Source organism: Aquibium sp. A9E412, assembly GCF_030398335.1.
GTDB lineage: Bacteria > Pseudomonadota > Alphaproteobacteria > Rhizobiales > Rhizobiaceae > A9E412.
In genome coordinates this window covers 1-2,305 of record NZ_JAOAOP010000130.1, presented here as the reverse complement: position 1 = coordinate 2,305, position 2,305 = coordinate 1, and the positions used below count along the sequence as shown (strand labels likewise).

Here is a 2,305-nt window from a genome sequence, read left to right as displayed (position 1 = left end):
CGCCGAGGCCGCCGCCCATGCCGGCATCTCCGCCTCCGCGCTCAGCGAGAACCTGCGGCTTCTCGAGGAGGAGCTCGGCATCAAGCTGTTCCAGCCGCCCGTGGAAGCCAGCATTAGGTGCAAGTGAAGATGATTTCGCTCGCCATGGGTCAACCGCAACCCAGCGCTTGTTGCAGGGGGCGCAATTTCCTACATTTTATGTGGAGCGGTGGATTGTGTCGCTTTTTGGGGGCGACTGAATGACAGAATTCGAAAACGAGTACCTTGAGCTTCCCGACGATCCCGAGGAGGCGTTTGCAGTTCTCCAACTGCACAAGTTCAAGAAACTGGAAGAAGCGTGGGAGGACAATCGAAACGGCGGCTTGTACATGGAGCGACAATACGTCGATCACCTGACCGCTTTTGATGAAGTCCACGGTCTCGGATTGCTAGTCGCATTCCGCAACCCTCCCATAAGTGATAACGAGTTCTCCAACTTCTTTCAGGACTTCCGGCGACATGCGGAAATCACGTCGCAGAAAATCCTAATGGAAGCCGCACGCCGTCAAAAGGTGAATGCCGAAAACATCATCGTGCTGGACGCGACGGCCCGCCAGACGATCCACACCTTGATAGCGGCGATCCGTGAGAGGCTTGCGGAAATGGTGTTGCCGGAAGACCTTCGGCAGTCGCTGTTCAATAAGTTGCACACGTTTGCCACCGAGGTAGATCGGACGCGGACCCGAACCGAAGCCTTCTTCGCATTTGCAGTACAAGCCGCCCGCACCGGCAAACAAGTCAATGACGAACTGAAACCCCTGCAACAGACCATCGACCGCATATTTGACTGGATCGAGAAGTCCAAGAAGTTAAAGGATGCGCTTCCGCCATGGGGCGAGCGCAAGCAAATCGAGCCGCCGAAGAAGGGGCTCCCTAGCTCGCACAAGCCGTCTGGCGGTTTCAGTCGAGACTTGGAGGATGACATCCCATTTTGAAGATGGGCGCGACGGCAGGACTTGAACCTGCATCTTCCCGCCACTACTCTCCGAGCGCGACCAAGGATTTCGTTAGCAAGCGGGTGCTCTATCCAGTTGAGCTACGTCGCGGAACTCTATGCGGCCCCTTCTACCTTCTTCTGGCGGATTCTCCGCTGTTCCTTCGCTTTGCGGAACTCCGGCTCCACCTCGCCCAGCTTCCGAACAAGAGGCATAAGATCGTAGCCGTTGGCGATCTGTGACTTTCTCCCCGAGAAGCGTTCGACGCGGGAAATGAACCCCTTTTTCTCCAGCGTAGTAAGATGCCGCTGGACCTGTCGGGGGCTAAGCCCCATCCGGCGCGCTATGCTTTCCTTGGCCGGATGCGGTTCCTCATGGGCCTCCCACCAATGATGGATGAGTTGCACAAGCACATTGAACTCCGCGTGTCCGATTTCCAGCCTGCCTTGCGCCTCCATCAAAAGGTTCGGCAGTATGGTATAGCCGTGCTTCATTACGGCAGCACCGAACTTGTCTTCGGCCCGACGCTTGCCCTTCTTAGCGGAAGGCAGATTGATCACGGTGGCAGTTGGTGATGCGGCTTCGTTTGTCATGACGCGAATATGCTCACACCACGCAGAAGGCACAAGGGTTTCGGGGGGTGCAGACAGGGAGACAAAACTGACCGGGCCTATTGCGTACTGTTGGGTGCTAAGCCCGTTATGTGCTGCCCGAAATGAGTGTTCTTACTTTGTAGGACATCCGCGACCGTCCCCGGGGGTCAAATTTACCTCCCCTCAGGGAGACGTTTTTGTCGCCCTAAAAATGCGACAAGGACCCGTAATCAGCTACTCCAGCCCGCCGCGAAATGCATTATCGCTGCCTTCTCGGCAAGCGTTTCCCTTGTGATCTGCGGAAGCCGTCTCGCCAAAGTGTCCGCTGGCGTTCTGCTTACAACTTCCAAAATCCACCAACAAGGAAAGCGACGAACCTGTTTAGGCAGGTCAGATTTCAGGTCGCCGCGACATAGTGTGAAAATAGCTCTAGGGAAATTCGATTAGGCGATGACGAACCCGACGCTGCGATAGGCGAAGTCCACTTCGTGGACGTCCTGAGCAGGAACCTTGAGCGCGGGCGATGCCTGCTCGGCTGAGGCCGGCGCGCCGCGACGCCGCAGCGCGGCGGTTGCGGCATGGCCGGCCGCTTCTGATAGACTGCCCCGGCAGACGCCCGACGGGCCGCGCGGCGCACGGCGGCGAGACGACCGCCGGCGGGCGGCGCGGGCGGTGCATCCGGCACGGCCGGACCGGGGCAATCGGGGTGGCACCATGGAAACGCGACAGCTCTCCTAT

Annotated in this window: 3 protein-coding genes and 1 tRNA gene; 2 read left to right on the top strand and 2 right to left on the bottom strand. The window is 58.2% G+C overall.

Going from position 1 to position 2,305, the window contains the following annotated elements; all coding sequences use genetic code 11:
• Positions 1-127: LysR family transcriptional regulator (locus tag N1F89_RS20730; RefSeq protein ID WP_354670341.1), on the top strand; the 127-nt coding region annotated here is incomplete at its 5' end.
• Positions 128-239: 112 nt separating this feature from the next.
• On the top strand, positions 240-974 hold the full coding sequence (locus N1F89_RS20505; protein ID WP_290086348.1) for a hypothetical protein: 735 nt from the start codon (positions 240-242) through the stop codon (positions 972-974).
• A 3-nt stretch (positions 975-977) separates the two neighbouring features.
• On the opposite strand, the gene N1F89_RS20500 is transcribed toward N1F89_RS20505, so the two are convergent.
• Both N1F89_RS20500 and N1F89_RS20495 read right to left on the bottom strand, forming a co-directional pair.
• Positions 978-1,085, bottom strand: a tRNA-Ser gene (locus tag N1F89_RS20500).
• Between the two features lie 5 nt (positions 1,086-1,090).
• Positions 1,091-1,567, bottom strand: a complete 477-nt coding sequence (locus tag N1F89_RS20495) for a helix-turn-helix domain-containing protein (RefSeq protein WP_290086347.1) — start codon at positions 1,565-1,567, stop codon at positions 1,091-1,093.
• Positions 1,568-2,305 lie beyond the last annotated feature (738 nt).